At 61.8% G+C, this 11,949-nt stretch carries 12 protein-coding genes; 1 reads left to right on the forward strand and 11 read right to left on the reverse strand.

The annotated features are described in order from the left end of the window. Positions 1-330: 330 nt before the first annotated feature. Positions 331-690, forward strand: a complete 360-nt coding sequence (locus tag A7K61_RS11925) for a hypothetical protein (protein ID WP_069557604.1) — start codon at positions 331-333, stop codon at positions 688-690. A gap of 4 nt (positions 691-694) precedes the next feature. Here the strand turns inward: A7K61_RS11925 and A7K61_RS11930 are convergent, their stop codons facing one another. The 11 genes from A7K61_RS11930 to A7K61_RS11980 all read right to left on the reverse strand — a co-directional run bounded on the left by A7K61_RS11930 (position 695) and on the right by A7K61_RS11980 (position 11,875). Next, positions 695-2,233: a conjugal transfer protein TraG N-terminal domain-containing protein gene (locus A7K61_RS11930; protein WP_069557605.1), complete on the reverse strand. Its 1,539-nt coding sequence runs from the start codon at positions 2,231-2,233 to the stop codon at positions 695-697. Between the two features lie 9 nt (positions 2,234-2,242). Further along, positions 2,243-2,548, reverse strand: a complete 306-nt coding sequence (locus tag A7K61_RS11935) for a hypothetical protein (RefSeq protein WP_069557606.1) — start codon at positions 2,546-2,548, stop codon at positions 2,243-2,245. Then, a complete protein-coding gene (locus tag A7K61_RS11940; RefSeq protein ID WP_069557607.1) occupies positions 2,545-3,900 on the reverse strand; it encodes an integrating conjugative element protein in 1,356 nt (451 codons plus the stop codon). Before A7K61_RS11940 ends, A7K61_RS11935 begins: the two co-directional genes overlap by 4 nt. After that, positions 3,900-4,877 carry a TIGR03756 family integrating conjugative element protein gene (locus A7K61_RS11945; RefSeq protein ID WP_069557608.1) on the reverse strand — a complete coding sequence of 326 codons (978 nt, stop codon included), beginning with the start codon at positions 4,875-4,877 and terminating at the stop codon, positions 3,900-3,902. Before A7K61_RS11945 ends, A7K61_RS11940 begins: the two co-directional genes overlap by 1 nt. Before the next feature lie 224 nt (positions 4,878-5,101). Beyond that, complete coding sequence (locus A7K61_RS11950; RefSeq protein ID WP_069557609.1) at positions 5,102-7,843, reverse strand: conjugative transfer ATPase; 2,742 nt, start codon at positions 7,841-7,843, stop codon at positions 5,102-5,104. Continuing rightward, on the reverse strand, positions 7,843-8,262 hold the full coding sequence (locus A7K61_RS11955; RefSeq protein ID WP_069557610.1) for a TIGR03751 family conjugal transfer lipoprotein: 420 nt from the start codon (positions 8,260-8,262) through the stop codon (positions 7,843-7,845). Before A7K61_RS11955 ends, A7K61_RS11950 begins: the two co-directional genes overlap by 1 nt. Further along, positions 8,225-9,733: a TIGR03752 family integrating conjugative element protein gene (locus A7K61_RS11960; protein ID WP_069557611.1), complete on the reverse strand. Its 1,509-nt coding sequence runs from the start codon at positions 9,731-9,733 to the stop codon at positions 8,225-8,227. Before A7K61_RS11960 ends, A7K61_RS11955 begins: the two co-directional genes overlap by 38 nt. Continuing rightward, positions 9,723-10,529 carry a TIGR03749 family integrating conjugative element protein gene (locus A7K61_RS11965; protein WP_069557612.1) on the reverse strand — a complete coding sequence of 269 codons (807 nt, stop codon included), beginning with the start codon at positions 10,527-10,529 and terminating at the stop codon, positions 9,723-9,725. Before A7K61_RS11965 ends, A7K61_RS11960 begins: the two co-directional genes overlap by 11 nt. Next, on the reverse strand, positions 10,529-11,167 hold the full coding sequence (locus A7K61_RS11970; RefSeq protein WP_069557613.1) for a PFL_4703 family integrating conjugative element protein: 639 nt from the start codon (positions 11,165-11,167) through the stop codon (positions 10,529-10,531). The genes A7K61_RS11965 and A7K61_RS11970 overlap by 1 nt, the downstream gene beginning before the upstream one ends. Continuing rightward, entirely contained in the window at positions 11,164-11,565 is a 402-nt protein-coding gene (locus A7K61_RS11975; RefSeq protein WP_069557614.1) for a TIGR03750 family conjugal transfer protein, read from the reverse strand. The genes A7K61_RS11970 and A7K61_RS11975 overlap by 4 nt, the downstream gene beginning before the upstream one ends. Positions 11,566-11,572: 7 nt before the next feature. Then, positions 11,573-11,875, reverse strand: coding sequence for a TIGR03745 family integrating conjugative element membrane protein (locus A7K61_RS11980; RefSeq protein ID WP_371914723.1), 303 nt, complete (start codon positions 11,873-11,875; stop codon positions 11,573-11,575). Positions 11,876-11,949 lie beyond the last annotated feature (74 nt).

Here is an 11,949-nt window from a genome sequence, read left to right on the forward strand (position 1 = left end):
CGGGAGCGATGACCGTGCGAGCTGCCGAACGCGAATCGCATTTGGGGAGAACCATCACGAGAGTGACGTAGCCTTGAAGGTTATGACTACCTGGGGTGCTGGAAACCAGCAATTGCACAGTCGGTTTATCAAGCGGAACGACGTAGTGTCAATGGTGTTTTTAGGGGGGAAGGAGCTGCTTCGATCCATGCAGTCCCACTGACGATCATCAGCGCAGTCCAGGTGATCAACGGTCATGGGAATCAGCGGAAGAGGAGTAAGCTAAAGCTTGGATCCAAATTCTTGGTAACTCTTTGGCCGTGAGTGCAGAGAAGGAAGGGAGGCACTCAAATGATTACTTCAGCTTCTTCTACATCCAGCCGTACCCCATTCGGTAAGTCTTCAGTTCGTGCAGCAGTCCGTTTGGGTCGACTGGTGAATCAGCTTGAAACGGGAATTTTGCACTCCCGTGTTTTGGCTGCCGTGCCCTTTAAGTATCGGCAAATCGGCTTTCAGAGTCTTAAGGTAATGTTTGTGATTGCCGCTGCGTCTGTCGCGATTCTCTTGGCGATCGGAATGATTGCTGTGTGGGTTATCACGGCACTGCCCGATCCGGTTGATGAGGAGGAACCTGGTATTCATGAGGTGAGCCACCCTCAGCATCAAATTAAGTATCCCGAGCTGTACGACGATAATGGAACGCTCAGGTAACACGCTATTTTAACCTCCGGGCTCCAGACATGAGCTGAGAGGAACCTTTCCCAGCCTGTGTCTGAGCAGCTTCTGTTCCTCGCGTGAGGAGCGTTTGGACACCACTACCGACGTTGTATCCCGTCCAGCTCATTGCGCCGAGAAAAAACATCGGCAGCACCACAAACATCGCGCCCATCACATACTCAATGACCTGCGCGGTCACTGTTCCGTCCATGAAGCCAGCTGTTGGCAACGACAAGAGCGTCTGGTCCGTGGCAGACACCTGGTTGTACAGCGTCTCCAGCATGCTCGAGTCGATCCAGCGTGCGAGCTCCCACCAGAACGTCAGCATGTGCAGGGTGAACAGCGCGAACGTGACGGTCATCAGCGCCTTGAGCTCATAGGTGCTGATCAGCAGCACCAACGGCAAGCTGATGATCGTGCCCATGATCAGAAAGGCCTGGACCATCGGTAGTGCGGCGCGCAACGCATTCATCGCCGGGAAATTGCTGAACGAGCCCAGGGCCAGCCCGGTGTTCGTGGCCAGGTTGTTGAGTCCTTGCGTCAGTGATCCGCCACGGGCGCTGCTCCCGTAATCCTGGAACACTTGTCCTGGCGCCATGCTCAACGATTGCTGTCGCGGGCTTACCAATTCGCGAAGGGTGGCGTCTTCGATCTCGGTGGTCGTACGCCCCGTCAGCCAGCCTCGCAGACGTGAAATCAGCGACGGATCGACCTCGGAGACTAAACGATCACGCAGCCCGACCGTTGCATCGCTCCACCATTGTCTGCAGGTAGGGTAGCCAGCGCCGTTGTCGAGTTGGGGTAGGGAGGTATCCCGGGTCTCGTCGTACGGCCAATCAATCCTGGGCGTTCGCGAGCGATCGGTGTCGTAATAACCTGGCGTGTTAAGCATGTACGTCGAGCCAATCCAGGACGCGTCGTAGCTCTGCGACTCGTCCAGTTCGGGGCGATTGGTGAACAGCCGCGAGCGCGAGTAGCCGTAACAATCCCGGGTGAAGTCGGCGACTTCCTGCAGCAGGATCTGGTCGTTAATACGCGAGCTGTCGATCTCCATGCGCATCGCGCGGATGTCAGGCGCGCATGGGATCGAGGCGGTCGCGGCGGCCGTGATGCCTTTGCTCATGGCATGCACGAGAAACCACCATACCGGCACATTCGCTGATTTCTCGCCGATGGTGTCAAAAGTTATGCCCCAGGCCGTTTCGGCGGGCTTCGCGATGGAAACCCCACAGCGTTGGCTCGCCGTATCGTCAAAGGTCACGGAGGACAGATTCAAGGGGAAGAACGGCATGCAGCCAAACAAGATGACCACGTAACTGATCCACAACCGGTTCTCGACGCGAGGGATCGACAGCAAGCCCTTGTTGCCCTCGTCAGCGCCTTGTTGGCGAGCGGACAGCCATTCCTGGAGGATGATCGCACCAAAGGGCGCGGCGAACAGCCCGGTGTCTGCCAGTGTGTTCCAGATGCCGTTGTTGATGATCCAGGCCAACAGCGACAGGTAGTACTCGAGGTAGCTGTTGGTGCTCATGCTCATGATTGCACCTCACATGCGAAACAGTTCGACCAGGATGATTGAGCTGAAGCCGATCAGCCCCAGGCGTTTGAGCCGTTGCTGGTCTGCAGGCGCCGGCCGCAAGCGCAATGTCGCGGTCCAGCCTGCGAGGATCAGGGCATACAGCAGGGCACGCCAGGAGGCGAGGTAGGGCGTAGCGGTGCGCGCCTGCCCGAACCAATCAAGCTGGGCACCTGTCAGCTGCAGCGCCATCCAGGCAATCAGGAGCATCATGGCCAGGGCGCTGAGAATTAGCAGCACATGGGCAAGAGTGGACTTCACAGAAAACAGCATCATGGTGTGCTCCTCCCCTGGTCCGCGCGGTGCAGCCGGTCCGGCTCCGGATCGCGCTGATCGATGCTGCGGGAGGCGTCGGCACCGCCAGCGTGGCGATCGAGGACCAGGCTGGCGGTGTTGGTGGCCAGCGACTGGCGTACCTGCAGCTCCGTTTGCAGCAGGCGGATCTCACGTTCCAACGTTTCGACGTTGCCATTGAGGGCGGTGGTGGCGGGCTGCGCCGACGCGACATTGGGCTCATGACTGCCGGCCAGGAGCGTGCGCTGTAGCAGCATCGCCTTGTAGATCACGCTCGACAGCGCGGTCTCGCTGGCCAGGCGCCGGGCCAGCAGGTTCTGGTCGGGATCGTCGCGCAGGCCCTCGATGACGCCTCGTGAGACCTGCAGCAAGGGACTGGAGACTTTGCGAAGGTTCTCCGGCGTGGGTTGCTCGGCGCCCGACAACATTCGTTGCAGACCCTCGAGGTGTTCTGTGTAGGTTTCCTGGATCAGCGGCGAGAGGCCTGCCCCGGCGGTAACGCGCAAAGTCTCGCAGTCATCGCAGGTTGCCACCTCGGTTTCACCAAGCACACGGGTGGCCCATTCTGAGGCCTCCTCGGGGCTCGACCAGGCCTGGCAGATGGCGCCATTCTGGCAACCGGAACCGACGGCCGACGTATCCTCGATCGCGCGGTTGTGCAGTAGGTTGTAGCCCGCTTTAACGACGTCCGAGGTCACCCGGATGAGTTCCTGACCGTTACCACCGGCTTTCTGCCCACCGACCCAGCTGACGCCGTTGTTGCCGTTGTTCGATTCGGTGTCCTTCACCGCCATCACAGCATCACCGTCGGACTGTTCGAGGTTGTGCTGCATCTCCTGGTTCTGCGCCAGTGCGCCCCAACCGGCCTGGTCGACCTTGTCGGCCATTTTCGCCGCCATCGCCTGGCAGGTGAGCTTTGAGCGGTCAAAGTCGATGCGCCCCTGCAGTACGCCGTTGCTCATCAGCTCATACAGACCGGGATTGGCGCGCTGAATGATCATCGCCGGCAGAGACATCACAGCCTGTGTGGCATTCTCGATCACATTGCCCATGATCTGCTGGAAGCCTTGGGTGGCGCCATTGAGCTGATTCTGCAGAGTGTTGGAGAGGTTCATGTTTCCGCACATCATGTTCGCGCGCCAGGACATGCCCACGCCAAGGCCATTGGGGCGGTAGAGCGAGGAGGGGGACCCCGTCGCCGATCCGCCGCCAATGGTGTACATCACGCGGTCATCTAGGACCTGGGCCTGGTCACCTAGGTGGTAGCCGTTTTCTGCGGCATGGCCGACGGCACTTACGAGGGCGCACACCAACCCGAGCGAGAGGGTATTCATCATTGGCCTCCATCAAAGTCGATGCTGTACAGCAAGGTCTGGCCCATCCGCTGGCAGCAGCGGTAAGGGCGCCATAGCGACCAGGCATAGGCGCCGTCGGCGCTCTGGATCGTCGGGGTGGGGAAGATGGCACAGGTGGTCTGGATCACCGGGGCGAGTAATTGCCAGCGGTGGTTGGTGACGTCGTTCTCCATCACCGGCTGCGGCGGCCAATAGCCGGGAGATGGCATCGGCTGCAGCGGCAGGTAGACATGCGGCTGGCCGACGCGCGTGATGAAGTCGCTGGCACGCTGGGCCATGACGGCGGATGCTTTGAAGTCGTCCGGCTGCACCAGAAATCCGTGTCGCGGGTAGACATTGCCCCACATGTTCCCAAGTGCCTGGCCGCCAATCTCGCGCATGCCCGGAATGAGCGCTTGTGGGTAGACGGACTCGGGAACGGCCTGACGCCAGGCCAGCGGATCGAGTGTGCTGAGATAGTACGGCGCAAGGGGAGTCGCTCCACTCGGGCACGCATAGCCGAAGCCATGCGCAAGGGCCTTCAGCGCCGAACCGCCGGGATGCCCGATACCGTCGACATTCTTGAAGCGGGGCAGGTTATCGCGCTGCGACGAAGGCGTGATCAGGTTACCACCCCCTTGTGACACCGGCGTGGACATCGACAGTGCGGACATCTCGCCCCAAGGATTGCCGCCAGTGTCGGAATAGCTCGACACCACCAACTCGGGAATAAAGTGGCGGACCTTGGGGGAAGTCTTCACCGTGCAGCCAAACGGTGTACAGAGCAGCCAGAAGCAGATCCCGACGACCCGGTACTCCAGGCACTGCAGCGAAGTGACGGAGGCGATGATGGCGGGGGTAGTCAGTGCCGCGCACTGCCCGGCCGCGACGAGCAGTGCAGCCGCGGTGAAGGCTCGGCCACGGCCAGTCTTCCTGGACTTTGGTGATCTGCATCGGGTGGTGGCGGTCACGATCATGGGCAGCGCTCGACATGTGGCAGCGGTGTGCATCCGTGCGCCAAGCTTCAGCATCAAGGATCCGACCGAAGAGGACGGCGGACAAACCGAGGCCGGAGTGATCGGTTTTGTCAGTCACCGGGTTGAGGGCCGAGAATTGTGCAAAATCACCGAAGGAGTACAAATGTACTCATGCCGATTTTTGTTGATTGAAAGGATTTTGAAAGTCGCCGGCGCTCGGGTGTTCACGACATGCCGCGCAACCGATCGATCTCCGCCGCGATCTGGAGGGCGGCGTCCAGCTCGGACTGTTGGTGCTGTTCCATCAGTCGCCAGCGCTGAGCTTTCTCCTCGGGCTCGGTCATGGCCAGGGCGAGGTACAGGCTCGGCGGCACCGCGCGAAACAACGTCTCCAGGTTCTTCGACAGGACCACGCCCTCGGTGTATTTGCCCGAAGCCTTGCTCGCGGAAAGCAGTAAGGCCTTCTGAGCGGATGTGAGCTTTTTAAAGCGGGCAATCTCTTCAATTTCTGCCGGTGGCATGTTCAGACAGATCCACCACTCGATCATGTTGAGCATGGTCTGGGCTGCATCGGGGAAGTCGGCCAGGTTCTGCGTCGCCATCCAGAACCACGCGCCGAGTTTGCGCCACATCTTGGTGCCCTTGACCACAAACGGCGCCAGCAGCGGGTTCTTGGTGATGATGTGGCCTTCGTCGGTGACCATGATGATCGGGCGACCGAGGTACTGATCGCGTTCGGCGAGGTTGTTCACCGTGTTCATCAGGCTGATGTAACTGATCGACATCTGCGCCTCGTAGCCCTCACGGGCATAGGTGGCGAGGTCGACGATCGTCACATCGCTTTCTGGCCAGGGTGTGCCTGGCCGGTCGAAGAGGGCACCCTCGAAGCCTTGGCAGAACAGGTCGATGGACTCGGCCATCTCCTGTGCCCGCTCGCGACGCTTGTCGGGCAGATGGGCGTCGCTGGCGACCTTGCGCAGTGCATCGCGAACGTGGCGTGTCATGACCTGCTGCTCGGTGGCCGCGCAGTGTCTGGCGGCATCCAAGATGCACTCGCGGATCAGGCTGCGGTCTGCCCGGGTCAGCCGCGCCTCTTCCTTGGCTTCGCCGCCGGTGATCATTAGGCGGGCAGTGATTTCCAGCTCGCCCAGCACATCGCGTTGCTCATCACTGTCCGTCACGGTTTCATCCAGGTCCTCGGTCAACAGGCTGGCCACCTGATCGGGGTGTTCGATCAGACGGCGAGCATCGGCGAAAGGCGCCAAGCTCAAGCCACTGCCGGGTTTGAGCTGAACCTTGTTGACGGAAAGCCCTAGGGTGGCGAAGTAATCGCCTTGCAAACCGAAGGAATTACCCGCTTCGACAATGAACAGCCGCGGTCGATACACGGCCATGACCTGCATCAATATTGAAACCAAGGTGGCCGACTTGCCGGCGCCGGTCGGACCGAACAACAGCAGGTGGCCATTCATGGAGCGGTCGAAACGCGACAGCGGGTCGAACGACAGCGGCGCACCACCACGGTTGAAAAAAGTGAGGCCCGGATTGCCGGTGCCGATGCTGCGTCCCCACAGGGGCAGCAAGTTGGCGACATGCTGAGCAAACAGTAGTCGGGTGTACCAGTTGCGCGTGTCTCGAGCCGGGTTGTAGGCCATGGGCAACCAGCGCAGGTAGCTGTTGCACGCCGCGACTTCGTCGCCCTCGCGCACCGGCTGCAGGCCGGCGCCGAGCAGCACGTTGGCGGCCTGGGTCGAGCACTGGCGCAGTTGCTGTTCATCGGCACCGCGCAGGTACAGCGCCAAGGTGCCGCGGTACAGCTTGTGCTGTCGGCCGATCAGCGCGCGGGCCTCTTCCACGTCCTGACGGGTTTGGGTCGAGGCGAGGTTCTCGCCGATGGCTTTGCGCGCCAATCGGTTGAGCTGCTCCTCGAGCACATCCTGAGGCGTGATTACCAAAGTCAAACACATGACGGCCTGCTCGGGTAACTGATCGAACAAGGCGTTCAATGCCTCGCCCTTACGCGTTTCGCCGGTCAGCTGACCGATATGGGGCGGTCTGCGCAGCTTGTCGACCACCATCACGGCATGCGGTTGCTGATCGAAGTACCACAGGCCCTGGTCGCTATCCGAGCGTGGTTCCTGAAAGAACAGTCGCTCGGCAAAATTGTGGTCGAACGGCAGCGGCAGTCCATCGCCGTCATCCTCCTCGGGGTAGGGCACTTGACGATAAAACGCTGCGGGTGATTCGCCGGTGAGGGCAGGGGCCGGGTTGAACCAGGGCAACAACCAGGTGTAGAAGTCGCGCCCGGTCAGACGTCGCGGGCTGACCCCGCAGGCCTGCAACGAGGCCACCAGACGGTCACACGTCCGGCTCAACAGCTGAGCCGGGCTCTGCGTATCGTCGTCACCTTGATCCCCCAGCCAGCGATAGACCACTAGCCGAATCCGCCGATTGCTGCCGCGCCAGGGCAGGTGAGAAATGATATGGTCGTCGAACAGTCCGCCCGGTTTGGCGATGGCGTCGAGGTGACGTTGCATCGACGCGAGGAAAGCCTCGGTGAACGGCGTGCCTTGTGCCCGTGGCGCGATGTAGCGCTCCAGGCGTTCGAGGTACGGGGAAAAGTCACTGTCGTCCTGGCAGTAGAACTGCACCACCCAGGGCGCCTGGTCGAGCTCGTCGAAGCTGTCCTGCAGTGCGTCTTCCAGGGCGTCGCGCGCCGCCAACAGCCACTCGGGTTCACGGCCCTCAGTGCCGATCGGCTGCAGCTCAAACACGGCGCCCACCGAGCGATTGTCATCGAGGAGAAAACACTGCTCGTCCTCAAGGTATTCGACCCAGGGCAAGTGGTCGGTGAAACTGGGATTGTGTGCGTACTGGGCAGCCTCATCGGCAAGCGTGGCGCGCCGACGCTGCGCCGCGCGCCAGGGTTTCCAACGCGGCGGCTCGCGACTCGTGTCATCGGCCATCACAGATCTTCCAGGCGCTCGCCGGGCAGCGCGTACTGAACCTTCTCGTACAGCGGGAACACGGTCGAATAGCCAGGCACCGGCGTCTGCTGGGTGCCAGCAAGGTGCGGGTAGACGTACATCACCAGGTCGGGGTTGGGTAGGCGCGGGAACTGGTTGTGGATCTCGTTGGCGGCCGTGCGGGTATAGGCACTCTGATCGCTGATCAGCCGCTCCGGATCGAGAACCGGCCTGCGCAGTTCGCTGCGGGCCTCCTGCAACTGTTGCTGAGTGCCGACCGAACCACTGCCATTCCAGATGTCCAGCATGGTTTGATCGCCATGAGGCAGCATTTCATCTTTGCTAGTGGAGCAACCAGCCAAGTGCAGGCTGAGCAGCAGGCTAATCCAGATCCAGTACCGAAATGGATGGGTTTTCATGATTCACTCTCCGGCCTTTGGGTTCGTAGTCGATGCTGATTTCATGGTCCAGGTGCAAGGCCACCTTGGCCCCGGGTGGGACGTAAATGGCCGCAAAGGCTTCACCGTAGAGCTTGTTGATCCAATCACGGATGTCGCCAATGCCACCGCTGATGACCGAGTTCAACGCGCTGTTGCCGCTGTTCTGGGTCAGGCCCAGGTTGCCGCTAGCCGAGTTGATGAATGAGGTATTGGTCTGTTCACTGCCCAATGCCGCGGCGAAGCCGGCACCGGCTGCAGTGATCAAGCTCTGGCTCCCCAGGTACTGCTGGGCATTGGAGCGGCGCTCGCCAGAGATGCACGGGATGCCGTAGGGATCAGAGATGTAGCCCAAGCCGCCCCAGATCTTCTCGGTGTCCGATGTCTGGGTGCTGGTGCGATTGCGGCTGACGACCTTCTGTGGCTGCGGCACCGTGCGAACGGTGCCGTCGCTAAAGACAAAGGTAATCGACTCGACCTGGCCACGTACGCAGGACAATGTCCAGTCGCCCGCGGCGGTGCCGCTCATGACTGCGCCGACGACGTCCGGCAGGTCGATGCCGTTCGCCGTGAGGTTGTCCGGTCCCACCAACACTTTGAACGGATAGGGATCGTTCACCGTGCCATCCACCGGCACCCGGCCAATCAGGGCGGTCATGGCGATGGAACCCATTAAGGTCGAGTTTTCGGGGATGGTGTAGACGGGCTTGGCACCTTCGGTGCGGTCTTGGGCGCCTTCCAGGTCGCGCTCGCCCTTGGCAACGGCACGTAAGTGGTCCTGGCCACGATCGATCGCGTTGTTGTCCAGACCGTGCAAGTCCTTGAATTTCGAGGTCAGTGTCGACAGCGGCCCACCGGATTTCGTGGTGTCCTGTTGGCTGGCGCGCGCATTTGACGGTTCGATCCACTGCACCACGCCAGCCGATGCTTGCGCGCCTGAAAATTGCTGCTCGTCACCTGGCTCGAGGCCAAAGCCCACGGGCACGTCGGACTTCGTTGTAGGCTTGTCGGTGAGCTGGTCCTTGAGCCTGGACAGCAGCCCTTGGGTTTCGCGGTGCTGTTGCTCCGCCTTCTGCCGGGCGTCGTTGGCCTGCTGGCGCTGCTCGGTGACCTGTTGGGTGACGCTGCTCAACGTGCTCTGGATGCGGGTGTCGATATTGCCTTCGCGCGTGCGTAACCGAGTGTTCTCGGTCTGCAGCGTATCGTTGCCTTTCTTCAACGACAGCATCTCGCTGCGCATCGCCTTGACTTGTCCGATCAACGTGGCCACGGTGTCGCGCGGGGTGTCACCAGCGATGCCCAGGGCCTTTGCCTGTTCCGGGCTGAGCGTTGCCTTGTCGGGATCGTGAGCGGGCTGGCCATCAGGCGCGGCCACCCAGGATTTGCCGATGATCAGTACGATCCCCAGAAGGACGCCGGGTACGAGCCACTTCAATAGGCTGTTAGCTTTCATGATCGGCAGCCTCCGGTGCTGGTGGAGGCAGCAGCAGAGCGTGCTTCAGGTCGCCACCGCGGGTGACGAGATAGGCCACGGTGGTGTCTTCAGGCGTGCCGGTATGACCGAGGTACACATGCTGGAACGTAGCGGCGTACAACGTGGCTTGCAGGTGGCGCGGGTCGAGCGAGACTTTGCCGGGTCCGCGATTCACTATCTTCACCGCCGTCACCCAGTAGTCGCCCAGGCGCCAGGCCGCCAACCCCTTAATCGAAACCCGTTCGGTAGGCAGCAATGTGCTGAGGGCGATGGAGTCGCTCAGCGGCACCCGACGTACACCGGGCAGTGGCGCCACCGTACGTAGAGGCGCATACAAGTTCTGCGCCGCATAGCGAGTGAGCACCACCGATACCGGGGTCGCTGCAGGTGCTGAGCCCCGCGCGATTTCCTCCTCCGGCGCCCGGGTCTGGGCGACGATCTTGACTGGTTCCAGCGACTCACTACCGTCGAGCGCTTCGATGTCGATCAGGATGATGTCCCCCGACTTCACCGACTGCAGTTGCAGTCGGGTAGGGGGAAGGGTTTCCGCGGCGCGCAGGTACACGGTTCCGCCGACGGACTGCACGCGCAGTTTGCTGGCGATCGCACTTGGCAGGCCGACACGGACATCTTCATCCAGCATCAGAATGCGCTCCCGGCCAACGGTGAGCGGGACGGCTAGCGGCAGGCGGTCCCAGTATTTGATCTCAACGGCGCCCGCGGTTGAGCACCAGCCTGCAACCGACACCAGAATCAGGATCAGGACACGCATCATTACCCACCTCCGGGCAGCGCCAACTTCTGCGGTGTGCCTTCGTAGCAGTCCAGGGCCAGGCCCCACTTGTTGTGTTCGGGGTCGACATCGAAGCGCACCACCCGCAGCGGATAGCGAACGACCACGCGCTTCACCGGCTCGGCGGCGTAGTATTCGTCAGCATTGAGGTCGAGCTTGACCAGCCAGCTGTGTGTATCCAGCTGCTTCACCCGCAAGTCGGGATCGTCGCTGTAGCCACGGCCCAGCACTTCGTACACACCGCGCACCCGGCCGCGCAGTTCACCTGCCGCCTTACGGAACTCGAAGTCGCCGTCGAAGAAGGTCTTGCACGCCGGGGTGAGGTAGGGTTGCAGGGCGAAGATGGCGCGGTGGTAATCGACTTCGCCGTCGGTGGGCCAGCGGTTGAGCTGGCCGAAGATGTACAGGGTGAAGGCATAGATGTTTTCGGGCGGCACGTCCCACCATTTTCGCGTGCTGCCGGAACGCAGATCGGGCGGCACGTGTATGGTCAGTTTAGAAGGGGCGGACTGCCAGCCGCACCAGAGTCCGGCGCACAGCACTGCCAGGACCGCCACGGCCAGGCGCAGGCTGAGGATATGCGCCTGCTGCGCATCTACCTTATTGCGGAAGCGGCTCATGTGGTGGCCCCCACATGCCGATGCGTACGCCGGACGGTCCAGGGGCCGGAATGCAGGATCAGTTGGCTGGTACCGATGCCCCAGTGCACCGCCAGTTGCCACTGCAAGCGCCGGTATACCCACGTTTCGGGGCGGGCACGCTTGGCCCGGCGCAGCAGTTGGCCGCCGCCGAGCAACACCAACGTCATGCACAGGAACATGCAGGTGGGGAGGGTGGCGAGGGAGGCGGTGGCTACCGCCAGCGGCGCACCGAGGATCACGCCCAGCGTGGCGCCGACGATCAGCGCGACCCACATCTCGTCGTTGGTGAGGCCACGGAGGACGGCCGGATCACGGTTGAGGCGCTCCGGCAGGAAGGTCAACGTGCCGTCAGGCAGGGTGGTAGGGGTGTCGGACATGGTGACCTCACAGAATCGTGGCGGCTTTGGTCAGAAACCACAGGATCACCACCACCAGCAGTGCGCCGACACCGACCACGGCGCCGAGGTCTTTCCAGGTTTTGCGCTGGTTCTGCACGTCGGCGTAGACGGTGAGCGAATGCCAAGCCACGCCCAGGAACGCGAGGGTGGCGATCAGCAGCCCGAGTAGGATGCCGCCGTCGTAGGCGTAGTTCTTGATGGTATCGATCAGCCCCGAACCTTCGCCGCGGGAGGGCGCTTCCATGGTCGGCAGGTCAGCCCAGACTAGGGTCGAGCCCAGCAGCACCATAGCGTCGAGCAGGGCTTTCGAACACGTATCCCGCAGCATGGCGAGCTGGCGGTGGCAACGGCGGGAGAAGTTCA

The sequence above is a fragment of the Pseudomonas sp. AP42 genome, assembly GCF_001728935.1.
Classification (GTDB): Bacteria; Pseudomonadota; Gammaproteobacteria; order Pseudomonadales; family Pseudomonadaceae; genus Aquipseudomonas; species Aquipseudomonas lactis.